16 protein-coding genes and 1 tRNA gene are annotated in these 22,117 nt (G+C 46.0%); 7 read left to right on the top strand and 10 right to left on the bottom strand.

Features of this window, described 5'->3' with window-relative positions; genetic code table 11:
• Positions 1-3: 3 nt before the first annotated feature.
• A complete protein-coding gene (locus tag HV314_RS00515) occupies positions 4-1,386 on the bottom strand; it encodes a glycoside-pentoside-hexuronide family transporter (protein ID WP_016155017.1) in 1,383 nt (460 codons plus the stop codon).
• Positions 1,387-1,676: 290 nt separating this feature from the next.
• On the opposite strand from HV314_RS00515, the gene HV314_RS00510 reads away from it, so the two are divergent.
• Positions 1,677-1,771, top strand: a tRNA-Sec gene (locus tag HV314_RS00510).
• Positions 1,772-2,066: 295 nt separating this feature from the next.
• Entirely contained in the window at positions 2,067-3,281 is a 1,215-nt protein-coding gene (locus tag HV314_RS00505) for a tyrosine-type recombinase/integrase (RefSeq protein ID WP_039026320.1), read from the top strand.
• 48 nt (positions 3,282-3,329) lie between these two features.
• On the opposite strand, the gene HV314_RS00500 is transcribed toward HV314_RS00505, so the two are convergent.
• On the bottom strand, positions 3,330-4,295 hold the full coding sequence (locus HV314_RS00500) for a 5'-nucleotidase (protein WP_108168505.1): 966 nt from the start codon (positions 4,293-4,295) through the stop codon (positions 3,330-3,332).
• Between the two features lie 220 nt (positions 4,296-4,515).
• On the opposite strand from HV314_RS00500, the gene HV314_RS00495 reads away from it, so the two are divergent.
• Positions 4,516-4,824 carry a hypothetical protein gene (locus HV314_RS00495; RefSeq protein WP_242672717.1) on the top strand — a complete coding sequence of 103 codons (309 nt, stop codon included), beginning with the start codon at positions 4,516-4,518 and terminating at the stop codon, positions 4,822-4,824.
• Here the strand turns inward: HV314_RS00495 and HV314_RS00490 are convergent.
• Positions 4,768-5,430, bottom strand: a complete 663-nt coding sequence (locus HV314_RS00490) for a restriction endonuclease subunit S (RefSeq protein WP_108168504.1) — start codon at positions 5,428-5,430, stop codon at positions 4,768-4,770. The two genes, HV314_RS00495 and HV314_RS00490, sit on opposite strands and share 57 nt — an antisense overlap.
• A gap of 71 nt (positions 5,431-5,501) precedes the next feature.
• Positions 5,502-5,807: an NIPSNAP family protein gene (locus tag HV314_RS00485; RefSeq protein WP_071934064.1), complete on the bottom strand. Its 306-nt coding sequence runs from the start codon at positions 5,805-5,807 to the stop codon at positions 5,502-5,504.
• A gap of 101 nt (positions 5,808-5,908) precedes the next feature.
• On the opposite strand from HV314_RS00485, the gene HV314_RS00480 reads away from it, so the two are divergent.
• From HV314_RS00480 to HV314_RS00465, 4 genes are all read left to right on the top strand, one after another.
• Positions 5,909-6,520, top strand: coding sequence for a hypothetical protein (locus tag HV314_RS00480; RefSeq protein WP_057523672.1), 612 nt, complete (start codon positions 5,909-5,911; stop codon positions 6,518-6,520).
• 1,324 nt (positions 6,521-7,844) lie between these two features.
• Complete coding sequence (locus HV314_RS00475; protein WP_108168502.1) at positions 7,845-8,345, top strand: hypothetical protein; 501 nt, start codon at positions 7,845-7,847, stop codon at positions 8,343-8,345.
• 214 nt (positions 8,346-8,559) lie between these two features.
• On the top strand, positions 8,560-9,099 hold the full coding sequence (locus tag HV314_RS00470) for a recombinase family protein (RefSeq protein WP_131380329.1): 540 nt from the start codon (positions 8,560-8,562) through the stop codon (positions 9,097-9,099).
• On the top strand, positions 9,080-9,445 hold the full coding sequence (locus HV314_RS00465) for a hypothetical protein (protein ID WP_232051961.1): 366 nt from the start codon (positions 9,080-9,082) through the stop codon (positions 9,443-9,445). Before HV314_RS00470 ends, HV314_RS00465 begins: the two co-directional genes overlap by 20 nt.
• Positions 9,446-9,779: 334 nt before the next feature.
• Here the strand turns inward: HV314_RS00465 and brxL are convergent, their stop codons facing one another.
• The 6 genes from brxL to pglX (HV314_RS00435) all read right to left on the bottom strand — a co-directional run bounded on the left by brxL (position 9,780) and on the right by pglX (HV314_RS00435) (position 22,107).
• A complete protein-coding gene (gene brxL / locus HV314_RS00460; protein ID WP_108168775.1) occupies positions 9,780-11,840 on the bottom strand; it encodes a protease Lon-related BREX system protein BrxL in 2,061 nt (686 codons plus the stop codon).
• Positions 11,841-12,097: 257 nt separating this feature from the next.
• Positions 12,098-14,701, bottom strand: a complete 2,604-nt coding sequence (gene pglZ / locus HV314_RS00455) for a BREX-1 system phosphatase PglZ type A (RefSeq protein ID WP_131380331.1) — start codon at positions 14,699-14,701, stop codon at positions 12,098-12,100.
• 217 nt (positions 14,702-14,918) lie between these two features.
• Positions 14,919-16,667 carry a BREX-1 system adenine-specific DNA-methyltransferase PglX gene (gene pglX, locus HV314_RS00450; RefSeq protein ID WP_131380333.1) on the bottom strand — a complete coding sequence of 583 codons (1,749 nt, stop codon included), beginning with the start codon at positions 16,665-16,667 and terminating at the stop codon, positions 14,919-14,921.
• Entirely contained in the window at positions 16,667-19,669 is a 3,003-nt protein-coding gene (locus HV314_RS00445) for a reverse transcriptase domain-containing protein (RefSeq protein WP_131380335.1), read from the bottom strand. The genes pglX (HV314_RS00450) and HV314_RS00445 overlap by 1 nt, the downstream gene beginning before the upstream one ends.
• A gap of 79 nt (positions 19,670-19,748) precedes the next feature.
• Positions 19,749-20,150, bottom strand: coding sequence for a hypothetical protein (locus HV314_RS00440; RefSeq protein ID WP_139818375.1), 402 nt, complete (start codon positions 20,148-20,150; stop codon positions 19,749-19,751).
• 22 nt (positions 20,151-20,172) lie between these two features.
• Positions 20,173-22,107, bottom strand: coding sequence for a BREX-1 system adenine-specific DNA-methyltransferase PglX (gene pglX, locus HV314_RS00435; protein ID WP_131380339.1), 1,935 nt, complete (start codon positions 22,105-22,107; stop codon positions 20,173-20,175).
• Positions 22,108-22,117: the final 10 nt, after the last annotated feature.

The following is a 22,117-nucleotide window of genomic DNA, read 5'->3' as shown; positions in this document are numbered from 1 at the left end:
TCCTTAGTTCTGTAATTCTTTCGTCGTGAAATCCTGCTGGTTGCGGCGCGCGCCCTGAGCCAACTGACTCATAATTTCCGTCAGATACGGCGTTTTCAGGGTATAGAAGCGTTTGGCAATCACGGCACTCAGCAGGTAACAAATCGCCGGGACAATGGTGAACAGGGCGATGATGATGCTAATGGTGGCGCTGTTCTGGGTTTTCGCGGCGGCGTCGTAGCCCCCGCCCGCCAGCATCCAGCCGATCAGCGCCCCGCCGAGCGCCAGACCCAGCTTGAGCACGAACAACGTGCCCGCAAAGCTGATCCCCGTCAGGCGTTTACCGTTGCACCATTCGCCGTAATCAACGGTGTCGGACATCATTACCCACTGGATTGGCGTAACGAGCTGGTGCAGTACACCAATGACAAAAATAAAGATAAACATGGTGATGCTGGCGTGCATCGGCACAAAGAACATCGCCAGGCTCGCCACCGCCAGCGCAGCGTTGGTCCACCAGAAGACGCTGACTTTGCATTTCCAGTCGGTCAGCGGTTTTGCCAGCGCAGAGCCGATCAGGTTGCCGACGCAATAGGCGGTGAGAAAGGCGACAAACACCTCCGGCTTACCCAAAATCCAGGTGACGTAATACATCATCGCCCCGCCACGAACGCAGACAGCCAGAATATTGAGGATGGTCAGCAGGCCGACGATGCGCCATTGGTCGTTTTGCCAGATGTCGCGCAGGTCTTCACGCATAGAGGTGGTGCTCGGCGGCGCTTCCACGCGTTCTTTGGTAGTGAAGAAGCAGAACGCCAGCATCAGGAACGCCACCACGGAGAGCACCGCAATCCCACCTTGAAAGCCGAACGCTTTATCCTCGCCACCAATCAGATTCACCAGCGGCATCATCAGCACGGTGGAGAGCATGCCGCCCGCCGTCGCCAGCACAAAGCGCCATGATTGCAGGGAGATACGCTGCGTTGGGTCATTAGTGATCACGCCGCCCAGCGCGCAGTAGGGAATATTGACCACGGTATAAAGCAGGGTCAGCAGCGTGTAGGTGATTGCGGCATAAATCATTTTGCCGTTCAGGCTGAGATCCGGCGTGCTGTAGGCCAGCACGCAAACCAGACCAAACGGCAGTGCGCCGAACAGCACCCACGGACGGAATTTCCCCCAGCGCGAACGGGTACGGTCGGCCAGCAGCCCCATGCAAGGGTCTGAGATGGCATCCAGCGCGCGGGCCAGTAAGAACATGGTGCCGACAAATCCGGCTGGGATACCAAAAATATCGGTATAGAAGAACATCATATATAACATGACGTTATCGAAGATAATGTGGCTAGCCGCATCGCCCATTCCGTAGCCAATCTTCTCTTTAACAGACAGAATTTCACTTTTCATTACGCATCCTTGTTAGCACTTTCACACGCCCTGATACCGGTTACAGTTCTTGTAAACCATCCCTGTGAGCGCGGGTATTCCGATATCTCGTTATCAAATTACGATTCTTGTTTTCTGTGATCAGCGTAGCGTCTAAAAATGTGTCTAAGTGTAAGTAATGGATTTTGCGGGGATTTATTTGAAACTGGTCATGGTATAGAGAAACGGAAGTTAAAAAAGTGAGTGAGGGGGTGTGGAAACGTTTGGAAGTAGCTATAATGCGCCCCGCCTCCATGTAGCAATCGAGGCGCGGAAGATCGTCATCTCCGGTGAGGTGGCTGGACTTCAAATCCAGTTGGGGACGCCAGCGTTCCCGGGCAGGTTCGACTCCTGTGATCTTCCGCCAATTTGCCTCTCCTGAACTCCCTCGAAGTCAACAAAACCCCTGTAATACCTGATAAAACAAGAGAAATAACCCCACCATTGTCGCCTGAAGGTAATCGGCATCAAGTCCTTTTTGGGGGTACATTAGGGGGTGTTATTTTCCTTTAAAATATCAGCACCCCCATAATGGTAAAAATGTGATATATAACAACAGGTTTCAAAGACATCTTTGTTATATAAGGGGTACATGGGGGTATCAGGTTAATCATTAGCGGAAGTCCCCTGGAGGATGGATTCATCAAAAGCCGGAGGATGTAATGGCGCTAACCGATGTAAAAGTGAAAACCGCAAAGCCAAAAGAAAAGCCCTATAAGCTGACCGATGGCGGCGGCATGTATCTACTGATTAACGCTAATGGTTCCAAATACTGGCGTATGAAGTACCGCTTCGCCGGTAAAGAAAAGATGCTTTCCATTGGCGTATACCCTGATGTTTCCCTGGCTGACGCACGCGAAAAGCGCAGTGAGGCCAGAAAAATTCTCTCCGCTGGAGGAGATCCGGGTGAAGTAAAGAAAGAAGAAAAAATCGCCCAGCAAATGAGCCAAAAGAATACGTTCGAGGCCATTGCCCGCGAATGGCATCAGACGAAAGCCGATCGCTGGTCATTACGCTACCGCGATGAAATCATCGACACCTTCGAGAAGGATATCTTCCCTCATACGGGAAGACGCCCTATCGTCGATATTAAGCCGATGGACTGGCTTGAGATCCTTCGTCGCCTTGAAAAGCGCGGCGCTTTAGAGAAAATGCGCAAAGTCCGCCAGCGTTGTAATGAAGTCTACCGTTACGCTATCGTTACCGGGAGAGCTGAATATAATCCCGTGTCAGATCTTGCTACAGCGCTGGCAACGCCTAAGAAAACACATTTCCCGTTCCTCACAGTCGAAGAGTTACCACACTTCCTTAAAGATCTGGCCGGATACACCGGTAGTATTATCACCAAAACAGCCACACAGATCATCATGTTAACCGGCGTGCGTACACAAGAGCTGCGTTTCGCTCGCTGGGAAGATATCGATTTTGAGAAGAAATTGTGGGAAATCCCGGCAGAAGTGATGAAGATGAAACGGCCTCATATTGTGCCGCTCTCAGAGCAGGTCATTGCGCTGTTTGCACAGCTTGAACCGATCTCAAGGCATCACCCGCTGGTTTTTATCGGCAGGAATGATCCTCGCAAGCCGATCAGCAAGGAAAGCATTAATCAGGTTATAGAATTGCTGGGATATAAAGGCAGGCTGACGGGGCACGGTTTCCGCCACACGATGAGCACCATTCTGCATGAGCAGGGGTTTAACTCCGCGTGGATTGAAACGCAGCTTGCACACGTCGATAAGAACGCGATTCGCGGGACGTATAACCATGCTCAGTATCTTGATGGGCGTAGGGAAATGATGCAGTGGTATGCGGATTATATCGATGAGTTAGGGAGAGCTGGGGCCGTGGTAGAAGGGATGTTTGGGAAGACGGCATAAATTAATAAATAGCCTTCTAGCAGTAAAGATGGCTATTTATTTAAGGTTTCATGACGCTTTGTTTTCAAAAAGCTCTGAATTGCTGGCGTAAGGTACTTTCCCGGAAGGAACCACCTTTGCAGCAGTATTCAAATGCACATCCTGATCGTCAAAGAAAATGTGCGGTTTAAATGCCTTCAAAACTTTTGTTTTCTCTACACCGCCAAGAAAAAAAGCTTCATCGACATACACCCCCCAGCTTCTCAGTGTTTTAATGACGCGCATTTCCGATGGGCTGTTTCTGGCGGTCACCAGTGCAATACGGACAGGGGAATACTCAACTCTTGTCGGTAGTCGCTCCTGAAGCCTGGCTACTTTTTTTAGCAAAGTGGCATATGGACCCTCAGCCATTGGGATATCTTGTTGTGCATCCTCCAGCGCATGAAAAGCAGCCATGCCTTGAGTCTTATAAACTAACTCACTTTCATCAGAGAAAAGCACGGCATCACCGTCAAACGCAATGCGGACCTGCCCTTCCGGGATATTTGAGGCGTCGGAGGGAGGATCTTTGAGGATTGCAGCGGCGCAGAATCGGGAATCAATCACCTTTTGCGCATCTTCAACGTTAGTTGTTAAAAACAGATCCACATCAAAGGCATCAAGGTAATCGGCAACGGTTTCGCCTGCGGTAAAAGCTGAACGTGTAATATCGAGTTTGTCATGGCGAATGGTATTTAGAACACGGATACCTGTATCAGGACTGTTACGCGACATAACAACGACTTCAACCAACGGTGATTGATCATCCGGTTGACGATACTGGTTCAGACCCAGAAGCGCTTTGACCAAGGGGTAACCTGTACCAGGCTGCAAAGGTTGGTTTTCGTGTTCCAGCATGTAGGCGCGATACTTTTCAATGGCGCTATCAGGATCGGTCGCATAGGTTTCCCGAAACATGCGATCGCATTCACTCATGTCAAAAAGCGCAGTTGCACTGATGCCAATAACTAAGGTGTTACTTAAATCTAAAGGCATTGTTTATCCTGAAGTAAAGGGGCAAGATTACTGCACCACCGTATCATAACGCAGGCACTGTGTAGCGGATACTGGCCACAGATCTATAGATAATGGGCCAAATTGCCAGAACAGATAAATGAATTTTAAAGGTGCAAAATTTTTTAATCATGCACTGGAGATGGCAACCGCAATGTCTTACCGTTGTCTCAGTTGAGGATTTTTGATAGGGAATACCAATATGAATTTCAAGAAAAAACTCGAAGAGCATTTTAAGCAGTTTGAGGCATCCCCTGTGTTATTTGTTGGCTCCGGAGTGTCTCGTCGTTACCTTGGTGTGCCATGTTGGCAAGACCTTTTGAAGCATTTTGCTGAGGCGATTGGGGAAAATCATATAAAATTAAAAACAAAATCTAATGGTGACTTACCCGAATATGCACAATTATTAGTGTCGGCATACGCTGAGAAATGGTGGGATACTAAAGAAGGACAATTAGGGAAGGTGCGAATAAGTCACCAAACGCAAAAAAACGCCTATGTAAGTGATTGAATTTAATTGACTAAAAGTTTCATTTTCGTTGCGGAGGGTACTTATTCGCACCTTCCTTAATGATGACAGTAATTCTTCCAAATCGTTATGGTTTATTTTTTTCTTAATGCTATCGACTTTTAATTTTATCTTCATAAAAGAAGTCAGTACGTTTTCTGGGGGGATGTTTATTTTAATCTTCCCAACTATATCTTTATTCAGGTTCGCCATCGTAACCCCACGAGACTCTTTCTGTAAAAAGTTCTTAATCGAATCGCTAGATAAATATTCGTTCAAATAAAAAGAAAGTATTTCATTTGGCGTTTTTAATCTAATAAAAAGGCTTCCTGTGCCGCAAAACCATCCATCCTCTTTATCATTAATCAGTGCACAACGACCCATTTCTCCTCTTCGGCCCATTATAATGTCACCTTTTTTTAAATGATATTCTTTTAGTTTGTCATATTTGTGGCGATCTACGCATAGTTTAAAGTTGGGAATGATAATACCATTTTTAATATTTGTAGGGTTAATTAGTGGTATACCATTTTCAACATAATCTTCCTTATGAAGCTGGGTTCCAAATGGTCCAGTTTGGATAAATGCTATGTCTTTTAAATCTTTCAACTCCCAACCATTTAATAAAAAAGTTTCATCATTTGGAGACGCTCAAAACGCGTCTGGTGAAGCCATATGACCTATGATTGCACTCGCAGCCCTTCCACGCTTTCTGATGGTAGGCTGATCACTGTTTTCATGCTGGTTTCTATGCTGCCAACGATGTCTTGGCGTGGGCCGTTGCGCCAGTCGGCGCTTGCGTAGAAAGAACCGAGAACCATTGCCATGCTTTCGGCGCTATCAAAGCCGCGAATCGGGTAGTAGCAATCCGGGTCATGAAGCGAGTTGCCAAACGAAACAATGTCGATCCCGTGGCGCTGGTGTATTACTCTTTCATTCCACTTGGATCTGTAATATAAGTGAGGAGGTTTTTGAAGTAAAACGATATTGAGTAATTGATGGTTTATGTTGTTCTGCTATAAGCTGACAATAACCGTCTGTCAGATGTTTATTGAAAATAAATAAACTTAATGTTGTGGAGGATAAAGTGGAATTGGAGAAGGTTCTTAAATTTTCGGTTGAGGATGGAAAATCGCTGACCGACGATGAAGTTATTGAAGTATATAAATTGATTGAGGTTAACATTGAACATGTTCGTTTCTCACATAATGATTTCTTTATTTATCTTTCGGATCGCTACCTAGATCTATCGATCGCAATGGATGAAAAGGATAGGGAAAAAGAAAAAAGTCGTAAAAGTGTTATCAGAAATTCCTTGGTAATTCTGGTCGTGATGGTTGCAATTTATGGTAGTGCCAAGCTAGTTAGCTATATAACAAAACCCAGCGAACTGGATATACAACAGTCTCAGGCCTATGCTTCTTTACGTATTGATGCCATTAACCGCAAGCAACAGGCGTTGCAGTTTTTAAAGAGTGCGCCAGATGTATCGACAGAAGATCTCTCTTTGATTACGTCTACGATTACGAATTCTGGGATTAGTTTTGGGGATTCTTTTGTTCTTCAATGCCAAGAGTATGGAGAAAAGGTTGCAATAAACACATTGGCTTTATCTCCGAATTTATCGAGCGAAACAATTAAAGCATTACAGCAAGCCGTTGATGCACAATGTGAGTTGTATAATCTTGATAAACAGTAAGGTGGATATGTTTAACACCTATATTGAACAATACACTAAAAGTAACTTTTAGCATATAGCCACTTGCTATCGTGTAGAAAAGATATCAACCAAAGGAGCACGGACGTTTATGGCGACTTACCGGCAGATTGCTGATGATGTTAAATCCCGAACAGGGAGAACAGTCAAAACATGCTGGATAGCGCATGTTAAGTCATTGCATGGGCTAACCCGTCGCGTATCACCTAATCGGATCAGCATCGAAAGCCGGGTTTATCCTTGCCCTGATAAATGGGTTGCGGAGATCGAGCAATCAATGAGAAATCTGGGCGAGCTTTAGCTTTGCCGCGCAACTCAACTTTGGAGGCTGTTTGCCTCTATAAGGATGATTCTGCCTCTGCCGAAGTTTTTGAACGCAACGCCATAGAGGGACGCTTGCCGATCTAGGAGATCGACTTTCCCGCGCCCAACTTATCCGGCTGCATTTACACCGCGAGCACTTTGTGCGTTAACAACGTTCGGTTCGGATTTGTTTGTCTCGAAGGTGAGATAGAAGAGACATGTTTACTTTTGAAGGGAAAGGTTTAAAGCATAGAAAACCACAATTTTTAAAGATGTTAAAACACAACTTGTTTTTATATGTTTAACCCTTCCTCGGGGGGGGAAGCCGGACATATCAACCCTAAGGCCATCTGAGAAGATAGCCTGTAGGTTTGCTCGGTTCCCCTTGCCAGATGAAGATCAAGTCTTCCTCGTGGTGTGACGACCTTTCTTGAAAGATGCATTATGCGCAAAAGTAGCTACTCAAGAATCCGCCGATAGCTACTTTCACCCTCTGCTTGGCTGCATCAAACGCTTTCGCGCCCTACCTACCACAATCAACGTTTTGCAGAGTTCCCGTCCTAACGTTATCCGCAGATGCGCGGTAAAGCTCCACCAACCCGGACCGGTTTACCGTATGTGGTAGGTGTCGGGAGACAAGCTAACACACCGTTTTTTTCAAGAAAAGTTATATATCAGATAACTGCGTTCGTATTCTGAACGCAGTCGCTATGTGCATGGTAAGTATATAAAAACAAGGTGATTTTTACATGGAAAGGGTGTGCTTCGATTCCCCTGTAACTTTCAAGGTAAAGCACATAGTGTTGCAAATGCGGTGACATGCGCATTCAACGCGCTGGGAAGCCCTGTGGCGTGTTTTTTATCAGGGGTAGTGGATTTACTGGCTCGAAATTTGTGGCACTATCTCAATGAGTCTGGAGAGATCTGTCGAAATGAGCATACTTCGCCGCGTATTCTTCACCAGTATAGTGACATAATGATCAGGCAGGCATTGAGGGGGCGTATGAACCATAAACGCTGGATAAGCATCCAAACACATAAGAAGTTCTATAGGGCCCGCTGTGAGTTTTTGGACTGGGTTGATAGGGCGTGGGAGCATTCATTTTCTTGCTTTCTTTTGCAGATATCGGGATTCCTGATGTTTGGTGTTCTTGGAATTGCCTCCTTGCTTTTTGGTATTGGTGCACATATGAACGCTTTCCCGGAATTATATCGAAACGACAAAAAACGTAGACCAGTAAGGTTTAAGTATTCTTTGACTTTATTTGTCAGGGAGAAGGGATGGATTTTCCCCGTTATGTTCGCACTTTTGTTTGTTTCAGTTGTTGAACCATTCAATCCATATTTTTTCACTTCACCATTACTTTACTACACCATCAATGGCGCTGCGTTAGTTGTAGGCGGATTGTGCGGGGTATTTGTTTGTATGAGACTGTTTAGCTGGATGAGAGAACGCACTATTTGGCTATCGGAATGGCAGGATAAATACTCTGACGACAAGTAGTTCAGGCGCTTGGGTTTATTAATGATACCGCCATTATCTCGCATTCAGGCTAAGTATTTTCGATTCTTCAAAAAGTTGCTGCCAACAAACGACCGTTTTCTGACACCTCCCAATCGCACGCTTTCACACTGTTGGAAAAATAGCCTTGGCTTTTCTGGCAGGCCATCCTAATGTTGGCCTCGTTTTCTGGCGGGGGCCGGATGAGGAGATGACTATGGCGATTTTTGGCTACGGACGTGTTTCGACATCGCAGCAGGATACTGAGAACCAACGGCTGGAGCTTGGGCAGGCTGGGTGGCAAATTGATTACTGGTTTACCGATGTTGTTAGCGGGAAGGTTCCGGCAATGCAACGTAAAGCATTTTCTGAAATGCTCAATAAAATCCGCGATGGTGAAACGTTGGTAGTTGCAAAACTAGACCGTCTGGGGCGTGATGCGATTGACGTCCTGCAAACGGTAAGGGCGCTGGCTGACCGTAATATCAAGGTTATTGTCCACCAGCTTGGCACGACTGATCTCACCTCCGCAGCGGGTAAGCTTCTGTTGTCGATGCTGGCAGCGGTTGCGGAGATGGAACGTGATCTACTGATTGAGCGGACGCAGGCGGGTTTGTCGCGGGCAAAAGCTGAAGGTAAGAAGCTGGGAAGACCGTCGAAAATCGCCCCAGAAGCCCGTAGAGCGATTATCGAGAAAAAGAATAATGGAACCAGTGTCAGTGCCTTAGCGCGTGAATATGGCGTTTCCGACGTTTGATAAAATTGTGCAGTTGAAATCGCTCTGGAAAGTCTCGGCGATGGCTCTGATTGTCAGAATGCGCAATCTGAACGTGTTGACGGAATGGCAGTATAACAGCCTGATGCGCGATGCGACTGCAAAGGGTTATCGGACCGGTGAGCCTGGAGGAATTGAACGTGAAAGATCGCTCATTATTGAAAAAATGATGGCTGCTCTGGCGGGCAACGGTATTAATCTGACTCAGATGAGTGAAGAGCTTAACGTGCCACTTGATGAATTGAGTAGTCTGCTTTACGGTGTGGCACCAATCAGCGGCGGCAGTAGCGGAACCTCACGTTCAAGGGCCTCCCTCCGTCTGGTGTGAACAGGAAAACTGCTCATGCTTAGAGCCGCTCAGGGCAGTCTCTGGCGGCTTTTTATTGATGGTCAGCGGACTCACCACTGTTATTTTTCTGAATAGTAACCCTTATATTCAATGTTCTCCGCATTCTTACCCATACTAGATACCGACCAATGTGACCGACATGCCATGAGGGGGCTCGGAAAAATGTAGCGGTATTACCCGCAATTCCCCCTGATCAGCCCCCAGACTAGTTTTAGCTACGTCCGCTCCTGACACCGATCTGCCTTGTCAGATTTGCCCAGCGCCGTAACAGTGTCAGCTCGAATCTGAGCTAATACATATGATTTTCAGTTCGTTAGTGAACACCCAATGCCTTATAAACCGCATCCACGGGATCGGCATAGAAGCTGATCTGGAACTTAGAGAAAATCTCTGCCGGTACAGTCGGAATGTCAGAAGCAGATGCCATCGGTAGCAATACACGTTTACCACCACTGTCCATTGCTAACTGCAAGCTTCCCGCCAGATCTTCAACTGGATTCACTACACCTCCCAGTGTCATATCTCCTAATACTACCATCTGTTCCTGCACTGACTTACCCATCAAAATGGAACAGAACGCTATCAGGGCTGCCATGCTAGTTTTAGTACTAGGTCCGGAGTTATGCAACTCAACGGCATGCAGATGGTATTCATGCTCGGAAAATTTGGCGGTAGCACTGATACGGTTCAGATTACCTTTGAAGTAATCAAAACCTACGCGGATGGCTTCTTTGGCTGGTGTATTGGAGCCCAGGCCAGATGTCGAGTGTTTACCATTACCGGGTGTCATCTGAGTCTCGAAGCGATACAAGCCCAGTTGGCCAGTTCCACCCTTGGTAACCATATGTACAACTCCTGGTTTACCCAGACCTTCAGGGATTAACTGGCTTCCGCCTTGCTCTGGTACATTGACGAAAAACTCTTCCAGAGTTTCGTTGTCGAGGTAGCTGAAATGCACATCGAAAAACTCCATACCACCCAGTTTTTTCAACTGCTCTTTGATTCGACGGCGAAGTTCCAGTGCGTAGGTAAGGCAAGGGCGCACCTCCTCTTTACCAAACACACCATGAGGGTAGAGCAGCTTGAGCAACCCAGACACGGTGCGACGTACTGCGATCACATCACGCTGGTTGAGGTTGTTCCCGAGTTTGAAGAAGCGGTCAATAGCATCAGAGAAACTACGCTTGCGCATTTCACGCATATACTCGGCCAGGTAGTCGGTAATCAGACCGTAGCTATTGGTAAAAAACTCAGGTCGCATCTTCGGAATATCCCAGCCTGGGATATAGGCATGAAAGCGGTCAAAGAAGGCGGTATCGATCATCGCTTCTGGGAAAGGAGCCAGCAGGTGGCTGGTTTTGACTAACGTTTCGACGCTTTGGTTGATGTTGCCGACAAACACCATAGAAGCTTTGGCTTCGATAGAATCACGACCACGGGAGAAAGAGCCCGATGCCATGTAATCCTTCATGATCTGGACGCCATCTTTATCCTTGAAGGTAATACCAGCCACTTCGTCAAAAGCTACCACATCCCACATGCCTACCAGCCCAACCTGCCGGGAACTCATGTTGTAAAACAGATTGGCGACTGTCGTCTGGCCACCTGAGACTAGTAATGAATTAGGCGAGCACTCTTTATAGACGTGGCTTTTACCGGTACCACGTGGGCCGAGTTCGCAGACGTTATAGTTGTTCTCAACGAAGGGGATCATCCGCGTCAACAGGTGCCATTTCACCCGTTGCTTCAGATTGGTTGGCTCCATGCCGATAGAGCGGATCAGGGTATCCAGCCATTGCTCTGTTGAGAAATTAGCCCGGGCGGCAAAAAGCTCTTCCATATCCATAGAGGGCATCTGGATAGGTTTAAGGTTGAAAATTGAGAAGGGCGAAATTCTTTGCCCTTCTTCATAAAAATAGTTAAGAGTAACAATACACCAGATCCCCCCGGTGAGCAGCTTCTCGTTAGCTTTAACAATGTTGGCGGGGATCACGGCATCTTTGATACCGAGGTTCGAAAGCTGAGCCTCGTAGACATCTTTCTTCTGGTTGAGTTTTACTCCGATCTTATCGATCACTTTAAAGCTACCACGCTCACGAATCAGAGATTTTACTTTCTCAGCCTCATCCGGGCGAACATAGTTCTCAGCGAGGATTTTTTTGACGTTTTCCAGACCTTCGCGTACCACTTCATCATCGTCTGAAGCACAGTACATACCGAGCAGATATTCCAGTACATAGACAGGGACATTAGCCCCTTCTTTTAGCTGTTTGGTCAAATCCTTACGGACAACTTTACCCTTAAAGTAACGATTCAGACGGGCATCAAGATCCATGCTGGCATGCTGAGATAACTCATCGTCAATGCTGAGCATAGAAGCCTCATCAACAGTAGTTCCGCTCGGCTGGGCAAGCTTCTCCGTGTAAACGTCCATCTGCTGGATGACTACATTGTTCGTGATATGTGTGACATTCACCGCTGGCTCTTGCGCGGTTTCCTTTCCTACAAACTCACCTTCAGTAGGATTTATCTCATCATGTGGCATCTGGTATTGCTCCCGGGTACTGATTAGCTGGTACCCAACATTAGAATTTACTGTTCACATCCGCAGGATCGCTATTTTGCGAGCCATTAAAAACCGAATTCATCCTGGATTGCCAAATCAATAGTGACTGGATAGCGTGCCATTTCAATACCATCCTCATCATCAACGAGCAGCAATTGGTACTGCGCCTTGCGGTCAAATTGAGCACCGGTCAGTTTTAAACGCACGTCTTGCTGGCGCTGATCCAGATTACTTGAGGTCGCTTCAAAGAGTAGCTTCTCAATAGCTGACACGGTTTGTTCTGAACTATCTACCACCGAGAAACGAACCATTCTTGATTTATGACGTTCATCGACGGCATCGGTCTGCAGGAAGCGGATTTTATCGATCACATTTACCAGCTTAATGGGTTGGTATGCCGGAACTATGTCGACTTTGGTTTTTTCATGCAGAGTTTGTTTCTTGCCACGCAGCTCTTGTACTTCAAGTATTGGAACACAGACCTCTTGCAACATTGCACCACCATGGACGAAGCGGGCTCCACCAACAAAATGGAAACGACTCACTCCTTTCGGAAGCCAGAATTCCACATCAGAGTTACCACCAACAACATTACGCAATTGCCCATGCCAGACATCTTCGTTTGTTGGTAAATTGCGACCAAGGAGATAGCGTTTTGAAGCTTCCAGAGTTCCAGATGGTTCGTGTTTCAGAGGCGATTTTACCCCGTTTTCAACTGAGGCCTGTTGGAATAAGAATCCATGATCGGCTGTGATAACTACGCGAGTAACGCCAAACCCATTGATAATTCTGTTGATGAGTCCATTCAGTTCGTCTATAGCCTGGCGGGCATGAATGAATGTCTTGAGCTCACTTTTCTGAGATTCACTCTGAGCATCGATGACATCGTGATAGACGTAGATTACCTTTGCGTCACCAACCGCCTCGTTAGCTTCTGCCCGGGTCCAGCTCAGCAGACTTTTGGCCGAAATCGCTATACCACCTACCTTACTTAAAATAGTGCTGCGATTTTCTAAACCCGCGCTGCTCTGTCCATCTACTAATACTGTTGAGTTGGTAGCGGCATAGTCTAGTTGCTGATGTGGGAGTAAGGCGGCCATGCCAAGTTGCGTGTAGGTAGGTAGTACCCCGAGCTGGCTCTTGAGCTGCGCAGTGAAGCGCTTGGCTTCATTTATCTGTCCCTGGAGCTCATGAGCAACTTCATAGCGCAAGGCATCACTGATAATAACAAACTGGCGCTTGACGCCGCTTTGGGCAAAGCGTTGTTTTATGACTGTATCATAGAAGCGATGCTGAGAAGGGAGGCCAAGTTGCCAGTTATCAAGCAACTGCTCTTTAACTAGCAAGCCATCCCATGTCAGTCCCAGTTGGTACAGATACCAGTTCACATACAAATCTTCGATTTTACTGGCCAGTACTGCCAGCACTTCTACCGACTGTCCTTGCAGATGTAATAGCGCTTCATTAAACAGGCGATAGGCTGCATCAAACTGGAACAATTCAGCTTCATAGGCAAGATACATTTCTTGCGCTGAAGTGTAATGAAAACCATCCGGTTTCGAACGGCGTAGTTCTAGCAACAATTCAGCTTGTTGCAGCGCCTGGTAAATATATGCATATTTAGGTACAGTTCTGGCCCAGAATCCATGTCGACGACGAGAGATTAGTTGGGCAAACTCTACTCGATTCAGTTTCAAGTCACCGTTATTTAATCCAGAAATCAGCTCACGGATCAAACCTTGTTCGACCGCTTCAAAGCCTTCGACTTCTCCCCAGAGCCAGATATCTTGCGCTGTCAGGCGTGAAGCAAGTTCGAGCTGATCCGCTACCTGTGCAGATATGTCGGCAAAATTGCTGCTGTACTGGTTAGAATCACGCCAACCAGATAGCAGAGCCATAGCATTCGCACGTCCGGTGGGAGTGGCTAATAGTTGTGACTGTAGCCAGACAGGGCGCTCTTTGGTATCAAGCTGTTCGTAGCATTCACTCACTAGTAACTTACGAATCAGTTCGCGTAGTGACGGTTCTGTCCCTTCAGCTGTATGGTATCCATATTCAAGGTTCATTAAATGCCAAAATCCAGGCAGCAATCCATGCTGTTCTAGCGGAGCAAGAGCGGTTTCAGCATTCTCAAGTAACCGATCGCCAATGCTTTTCATTATTTCGGCAATCTGAGCATGACAGGCCAGCACGACACTTATCATCTTCATATCAAGTGATAGCGGATCTTCTATACCGCCACGGCCGTCCAGGCGACGTTTAAAGGCAGCAGTACGCTCTTTGTTGGCGAAAAAGCTTTTACGTGACGCGATGTGGTCGCGGAGCGCCATATTGGCGAGACCGAGGTCATTAAGCAGAATTGAGGCTGCATCAGCATAAAAAGTGGTGCTATAACGACGTATATCGAGCAACCAGTCTTTAGCTGGTGATGGTTCTGAACTGGGCCAGTAGAGAAGGAACCCCTGCATGGGTTCATCGATTTCAATGCGTTTGCGAGTTTGAAGCTGTGACTGCTCTGCCATATTGAGCACTGTTACTGGCAACCCGTTCCACAGTATGGTGAGCTCTGTAAGCTGTGCAGTAAAGCTCTGTTCTGGGTCGTGCCAGAAAACAATCCGATCTGCGGTGAATTTGTTGTTAAGCCCGGTTTGAAGCTGAGTGATATCCATCAGTACGTCTCGGAATAATTAAGCCATCAGCACCATGGCTGTGAATCGGCGGTAGCGTGTAATGTTGAAGATGATTATACCAACTCTGAACGTTGGTGAGTGACTGAATCCCACATGCTAAAGATTCAATATCTAATCTAACTGATTTGTACAGGGGAATATTGAGAACAAAGTGATAAAGCGGAGACATAAGCGAACCCGCTTTATCCTTTTGAAATTACTCGGCTTTATCGCCAGTAATAGCTTTCGCTTCAGCTAATAAAGTACCGAACTTGGCGTAGTTGATTTTAACGCCATCGTCGAGATCGAGCTGGATCTTCATATCAGCATAGTGTTTGAGCTGGTCGTCAAAAGAACGCAGCTCGGTAATCTGTTTGGTCAGGCTATCGATCTCTTTACCGATGCGTTTGGCTTCGGCTGTTTCTGCTTCATTCTGTTGCAGACGTAGGCGGTCAATACGGCTATCCATTTGGCCGAGCAGAGGCGTGACATACTCGGTACGCATGCGCGGGAGGGTAGTTTCATTATAGCGATGCAAGTAGACCAGACATTCAAAGGCTTTCTCTTTACCTGAACTAAATAGCCAGTAGATCGGGCGTTTTTTATAGGTCTTCAGGTGGTCTTTAAAGAATTGGGTCGAGAGATAGCGCCGAATAGTCTCGCGTGAGGTTTCTCCTCCTTTTTTCACTGGCTTGATCGCAGCTAAGCACAAGCTATCGGCAATAAATTGCAGGTTTTCTTCTAGATGCTCAACACCCCAGACTGTGCGGACAAACTCTACAACTCGAGCGGCAATATCATCTTCAAACCAAGCTTCGGTAGTTAGCGGCAGAATACCATCGACGTCTGCAGGGAAACGGGTATAAGCACCTTCTTCGGTTAGTGTTTTAAAACCTTCGTTTCTTCCATTGGCATAAACCACTCCTTCGCGATCCAGTGAATAGCGTCCCATCATACAACCGATGATGTAAGAGATAAGTTCTGCGATGGTATCCGATTGAAGTCTGGCTTTCCGTTCTTCTTCGGTCAGATTACTGCCATAGCGATAGTACGGGTTACAGGTGAGCGTTATTTTGTGAAGCGGAACCTCCGCTACTAGTTCATCTTGTAAGCAATAGGTATCAATAAATATATGATTGTTTTCTTCTTCTAACTGTTTTAGTTCGTTTGTTATCTTGATCCAATGAGCGTATGTATTCTGGAAAGTGGTAATGATTTTTGCTCCAAGGGATATTTTTTTGAGAATGCTTAACCCTTTAAATTCTAGAGATGTCTCGAAGGAGTCCCAATCGTCTTTTGCAATTTGAATACATTTTTTGCTAACAATACTACAACGAGTATTATTTTTTGCTAAAGCCAACTCAGGGATTGATTTGATATCTCTAAGCTGGGCATGAAGTGTTGGATTCAGCACTGGAAGCAAGTACTCAGTATAACAAGAGTTAAGCAAAGCTATACATTTATAAATTTCATCATGATTTTCGAAAAAGGCTGTAGGGCCAGACATGTCAAATGTAGTTCCTCCAGGAAGAAATCTAAATGCCGCTCCCCCTGATGTAATATCGGTCCATGTAATCCCTTCTTTGTACCAGAAAGCCTCCGCGATAATCCTGCAAGAACTATCTTTCCGGAAGTGATTTCTTGCCAAGTCAGTCCAATCAACGATGTGTTGGATATTTCCATACCACTTTCGATACTCACCACCTTTAGCATAAGGTAACCAGTGTAGCCCTTTTCCAATTGTGGTTGTGTCTACTTCCCAAAAAAAACGGACATATTTATCATTATTGGCGGTTTTATTTTGCCCCTCGGTTATTACCAAGTCAGAAAGTGTTTTTCCTTCAAATGTTTTAGATATTTCTTTACTAATCCAATATGTAATAGGACTCCCTGGGATTATTTTAAAATCCTTCGAAGATGCACGATAAAAACACTTGTTAACAGTGTTTTTTTCTTTTAGGCTCATTATGAGTCTCCTTTCGGTAATTCTATTCTGCTATGGGCCATATCCTGAGAAAATCCATCCGGAACAGGCTTAAAGGGTTTTCCTGGTGAACGGTGGCTGGACTGGAACTGGCGCAAGGCCGTGATGTCAATTTCACCGGTGACACAGTAATCGTGATTACCACCTTTCACGCGCATTAAGTCGCGTTGGTAGCGTTCTTTGTATGGTGCACGAATACGGCTATCCCCATAAAGGCGATTATTACACTGGATGATGTAGGCATGGATATCAAGTGCAGCGGATTCTACCAATGCATTAAACGTGTCGGTATCAGGGTTCCATTCTGGTACAAATAACGCATCGATTTTACCGCGCAGATCTGCCCGATAACGAATATTGGTCAATTCGCTGCAGATCATCAATGCAAAACGAAAATCGCCATGTTGCACAATCGGGGGTTGTGTCCATTGTGTGGCAGGGCTTAATTCAAGACCTGCAAGGCGGAAGAGTTCCTGTTCTTCATGTAATGCAGGTCGCTGCTTATCTTGTCGGTAGAGCATCAGAGACGGGAAGCCCAGACCATCATGACTCAGCGAGGCCCAAACCTGATTGCGTACGCGCTTTTTCGGAGCATGCAGATATTCCACACCACTGATAAATGAAATACCACGTCCCTTAAGTTTGTGGGCTATGCGGATAAACCACTGCGGCGGTAAAGCCAGCTCCGGTAAAATGAGATATCCACTATTATCAGGTCTGGAGATCAGTTCATTGATCAGACGACTAAGTCGCTGATAACGGCGACGACTATCAGGGTCGGGTTTGTCCATCACCGCTGCGACAAAACTCGTCCCACTAGTTTCCCAGCTAGATACCGCGATTGTATGCTTAGGTTTAGGTTCGCCATCAGGGATCTGAAGTATTTTCTTACCTTTATTCCAATGCGGCATTTTGTGCTCAGTCAGCTCAAAACCGCGTAGAGCCTGCATCACCTGGCTCAGCTTAGCGCAGTGAAGCGAATTAAACGGGTCTGGTGCTATCAAATACAACTCATTAAGGCTAAAAGGGCGAGTAGCAAAAATTAAACCTGCTGGAATCCCTCTTTTAAATTTGAGCCACTGGACGAGAATACGGATACCTTCCACTATGTCACCATGAAGTAACTCATGTGCATCTGAGGTGATTAATTTGCTGCGTGCAATGATACCTCGCTGACTCACCATCTCTTTGGGCAGGCCGATGAAGCGAAGTGGAATATGCGCTAGATCGTAACTGAATAGTCGGGTATGAGCTCCCTGTAGACCACTGTGGCTGACAAGTTTTAACAGACTATATTCTAAGTGTTTTTTAAACTGCAAAGTATTACGGAATTCATCCCAGGCATTCTTTCCTTCAGCACATAGCTTGTGTGGAAAAGATGAAATAATGCTTTCAGCAACAGCATCGAAAAGTGTTTTCCACCACTCATATTCTTGATATTGAAGAGAAGACTGCAGAGCCTTAATCGATATAGTACAATGATCTTTGACCGTTTCCGTTAGCTTATTAAGAGCCTTAATCATTTTCCCAAGATAGCTAAAATCTTCACATGCGACAGCCATGCGAATGATACGTGGCAGGTATTGAGCCAGTTCGAAGAATTTTATCGGCGTAAGCAAATGACCTGTTACCGCATCAAAAAAAGCATGGCGGTGTTCTTTCCAGGAATCAGGCGGAAGATCGCGCTCATAAGCTTCATAATCACGCAGATTGAGAGCGAAGCTGGCGCGATGCAGTGTCAAAGCATCAGTTTTACGCAGATTATCGGCTTGTTCACCAATATGACTGGTTGCTTTAAGCAGATCGGTTGCCACTGAGTCAGCTGAATCAGGAAGGTTAGGTAACGAGCGCCATTCGCTTGCTCGTTGATTAATTTGCTCAGTAATAGCATTGACTAAAGCGATACCAGCCGCGCCAGAAAGAACGAATAATTTATTTTTGTTGTTTGTAAACACGATACGACTGAAGTATGTTTCAAGGTAATCAGGCTTGAAAAGAATAGCCTGTTCTTTTGAGTTATCAGAATGTTCCCACTTAAATAACTCTTTACCGCCATCCCGATTAAAGATCCAATCCCAGAACTGATGCGTATTTTTTATCTTACTGGTATTTTCCATCACCAACAGGATGTCATCCACATAGCGCCCATAGTAGAGTGGAACAAGCTGCTGTTCGATAAACTGATCGAGCTTAAAGAGTGCTGCATTGGCAACAATAGCAGAGGCTGGCAAACCAACGGGTAAGCCTTTTCCGAGAGGTGTCAATTTTGCCCAGATTTCCAGTGCAGTAATAAACAATTGGTGCAGTTTCGTCTGACTCTGATCCAATTCGACGCCGATCAGTTGTAAAAAGGCAGGCTCTTGCATAAAGCCAGGATTTAGTTCATGGAAAAAACTGCTCACATCAGCTGTAAGGGCTAAGACCTCTTTTTTATCTTGCAGTGCTGAACGCATAGCGTTGATGCCGCCATCACGCCAGTCGCGAAAAGGTTTGAGGTAAGGGGTAAATGATCCCAGTGCTAGTTCGTTAATTTGATCATGGCGATTACGGCGTAATCGGCTGCCATAGACATTGCTACTGAGTTTTTTATCAAAAAGCGAACCCACCTTGAGCATCCAAAGAGCTGAAAGGACATGGAAGTCCAAACTGCAGCAGGCCATCAAACGAAATTCTGCTGTGACTTCTTTTCCAGCTTCTATTATCTTCTGCCATTCATCATCAGGTGATGCGAAAATTAGTCCTGTGCTGTCATCTGTTTTCTCCGTTTTAATGGCTTTTGGGACCAGAGACCAACCCCCTAGAAAATCTGGGGTGTGTATCCAATCTTGAGCTTCTCCATTGATTCGTTCTTGCAAATCGGTGAGGTTAATCTGCAGCTTATCCTCGTAGTCAGCAATGGCAAATAGCGACGGAGTTGTCGAGTAATAGAGGTCTACTTTAGCCCTACGATAAGCGAGCCCTAAATCTTCTAATGTAAAACCCATATCGTGTCTCCTTTCCCTATTTTCGTTTTGCTACTGCTTTTTTTTCAGATTTTTAGCTGTATCAACAAAGCACCAGAAGTCAGTCTTTTTTCATTTGACAGAAGAGTTTTAGCTGGCCTTTATAACGATGTTCAATGTGATACCGGATTGGATTTCCTGCAACTCGTTCAATATCGGCATGAGCAGCTGCATTTCGCAGATGGTAAAAAATACTCTTTAAAATGTTACTCTTCGCGTTATGGAACCAGATCAGATTTTGCTTGTTATCTGCAGTAGGTAGGGTTGATGTCGCCAGCTCTTTTTCAGTCGAGAAAGGCTGGATTTGTAGACTAAGTCCACTCTTTAACTTGCGATATCCTTTAACCTGGGTTGATAACAGTTCAGATGTTAGCCCCTGGTGCTGCTCGTAATAGAGCACCAATTTTTCATAGATGTCGGCTAACTCGGCGCGAGTCAATTTGTGGAGGTTAGAGTTTGACATTATCTGCTTAAGCCCTATTTCTTTAAGCAATAGCTGCTTTAAACATGGCTGCTTTTTCTGCTTCAGAGTTTCCATCCACTAAACGGAGATAAGTGCCCTGATAGCTTGAAAGGTGAAAATTTCCTAATACGAATGCAGTAGTTGAGACGACTTCTCCACCAATACTATCAAATCCTCTTGCCCCAAGATGGGTCATACTCAGGATAGTGTGTTGATTCAAAATTCGGGTACGCAATGACTCGTATGAAGAAAGGAACATCCAGCTTTGCATGGTGATCATCGCTACCACACCTGACTCTTTGGTTAAATCCAGATTTCGTTCGATAAAAATGGCAAACAGGTCTGACTTGCTATTAGGGAACTGCTTCTTAGCGAACTCTTTCAGATCCGCATTCATCCCCTTACTGCCCATGTACGGTGGATTTGCGATCACCGCATCATAGCGTTTAGCTAGTAGGCGAGCTTGTGCTAGTAGCGGTAATAGTTTTTTAGATTCAGGTCGTTGCATATTATCGCCATTTTTGCTGAGTTCCTGAATCGTGGAATAGAGCTCCTCAATAGCTGAGGCTTGTTCAGTAGATATACTAATTAAGGAACCCAGTGTTTTGGCATTAAGAAAACGCTGATGCAGGTCTTTTAGAAGCGTCAGACGGGGGTCATCTGTAGCTTGGACTACTGTAAGTAGATCTTGAGTCTGGCCATGCTGCGCATCAGCATTGAGATTAAGTGCTTGCCAAAGTTTCTGAATGTTGAGGTGTCGACTTTCCTGTAGGGCGTAAATATTCAGGTCTATATCACAACCATTGTTACGAGAAAACAGACGACGATCATCCTGACGGGCACGCATTAGCAAAGCAAAACCCGCCAGCTGTGCAGCGCGGTCGTCGATATCGAGTCCAAAGAGGTTATTCTTAAGTATTAGCACTGGGATCTCGCGGCTCCGATAACCGCGTTCTTCATAAATTCGATAGAGCACATTATAGGCTTCCACCAGAATATGGCCGGACCCACAGGCTGGATCGAGTACGCGTATTGATTCAGGTTCGATGCTGGCGGTTGTAAGTTCAACCAGTTGTGCCACTACCTCGGAAGCCTGCTCGCCTTGGTCGATATAGTAGGGCATCGTGCTTTTGAGTGTGGACTCAGGATAGGTTTGCAGCCAGTAACGTCCCACCGAGTTTTGCACCAGATATTGTACTATCCAGTTAGGCGTGAACAGCTGAGTAGCGGCAGGAATATCTGCGGATTTGACCACCTTACCAATGACCTGCTCTTTTTTCTCACTAATGTAAAATTGGTAAAGCCAGCCGATAACCTCTACTTGCTGCCAGTCAAGTTCTGGGATCTCATCTACCAGTTCGCGCCAGAAGGCATCAGTGCGGGTAAGGCCTGTAGGCAACAGGAGTTCTGTTTCATCATCAATGGCTTCAAACAAAAATGGCATTGCCTGATGCAGTCGGTGACATTGGCCGAGAAGTAGCTCACGGAAGAGAGTCTCCTGCTCATTACCTGCCAGTAACAAGTCCAACAGAGCGGGCTTATCCAAAGCCACACCTTCTGTTATCAGGGAATCGATCACCTCAGGGGCGCGATCCAACACTTCAAAACCCTGTGGCTGAGAAGGGTGTGATAGCAGACGTACACCGTGTTCTAAATATCCCTCTTCGCTTTTCAGCTCCATAAAGCGGATGGCACAGAAGCGGTTAAACCAAGTGTATGCGACATGCTCTATTAAAGTCTCATAACTATCGTTTGCAAGCTGTTGTTGCAGGCGCTTAAGGGCAGAGGCACAACTGGCTGGATGGGTAAATCCAGCAACTTGCAAAACTTCACCGCTAATTACCGGCTCAATATGGCCCTTGGCAGTGATTCCAAATTCAGCAGCGCGTGCTTTGATCGCTGTGATAAATGCTGTACGAGCCCGAGGGGCTATTTTTTTTAAATTGGCAGTGTTCATTAAGGCTCAC

Source organism: Citrobacter sp. RHBSTW-00887, from assembly GCF_013728095.1.
In the GTDB taxonomy this organism is placed as follows: domain Bacteria; phylum Pseudomonadota; class Gammaproteobacteria; order Enterobacterales; family Enterobacteriaceae; genus Citrobacter; species Citrobacter braakii.
This window is presented reverse-complemented; position numbering and strand designations above follow the sequence as displayed.